Annotated in this window: 2 protein-coding genes; both read right to left on the bottom strand. The window is 67.4% G+C overall.

The window, feature by feature from the left end; translation table 11 throughout:
* Window positions 1–390, bottom strand: a 390-nt coding sequence (locus tag N5K27_RS28935; RefSeq protein ID WP_279821032.1) for a DUF6094 domain-containing protein, incomplete at its 3' end; no start/stop codon positions are given.
* Between the two features lie 65 nt (window positions 391–455).
* Window positions 456–893 (bottom strand): hypothetical protein (locus N5K27_RS28930; protein WP_279821030.1); only part of this gene is annotated, 438 nt, incomplete at its 5' end.

Raw genomic sequence — 893 nt, 5'->3', positions numbered from 1 at the left:
CCGCGCACGGCCCTGGCCCTGATAGCCGATGTTGCCGTTCACGTCCTTGCTCAGGTCGCCATACGGCGGGTTCAGCCACAGCAGCCCGAAGGACTGGCGCGAGATCAGCGTGTCCATCAGGTCACCGTGGATGCAGCGATCGACCAGTTGCCGTGCGTGGCGGGCACGCTCGGCGTCGTACTCGACGGCGAAGGCCTGGACCTGCTCGCGCCCGAGGGCGTGGGCGGCTTCGGCGATCGCCACGCCTTCGCCGGCGCAGGGATCGAGGATGGACATGGAGCCGGGAGACGGCGCCAGTGCGGACAAGGCCCGCTCCAGCGTCGGCTCGTCGGTGGGGAAGTAGCCGTTACGAATGAAATTGCGCGCCAGGCGCGGAAACATGAGTGCCATGGATTTCTCCTGGTGATGGATGAGGGAAGGCGGGCACGCGCGGCGCGCATGCCCGTGGGGATGGCTCACGCCACACGCCGAAGCGGTGCGTTCGCGGCCAGTTCGTACTGCATGGCGCCGAGGGTGCCGTTGCGGATCAGCTCGCCCAACGCCTTCGTCAGCGCCGGGACATCGAGGGCCAGCCGTTGGCCTTCCAGCGGCCCGAGGGCCAAGGGAAGACCGGTCAGCATCCGTCGTGTCTGCAACAGCTCCAGCACGGTGTCGCGCCAGTGGTCGAGCAGTGGCAGCGGGCAGGTGTCCTGCACCAGCGTCCACAGCCGGTCGAGCCGGTGAGCGGAATCCCTGGGCAGAAGCGCCAGCGCGCCGGCGTTGGCCTTATCTGGCTTCACGCAGCGACGATCGAACAGCCACACATTCGTCAGCGAACCGAACAGCGTTCGCCGATAGGCGCGGGTGATGCGCTTTTCCAGGTTCTCGACGTTGCCGACGAAGACCGGGATGGA

This window comes from Pigmentiphaga sp. GD03639, from assembly GCF_029845405.1.
GTDB lineage: Bacteria > Pseudomonadota > Gammaproteobacteria > Burkholderiales > Burkholderiaceae_B > Pigmentiphaga > Pigmentiphaga daeguensis.
Note: the sequence above shows the minus strand (reverse complement) of the source record. Positions and strands in the feature narration are given on the sequence as shown.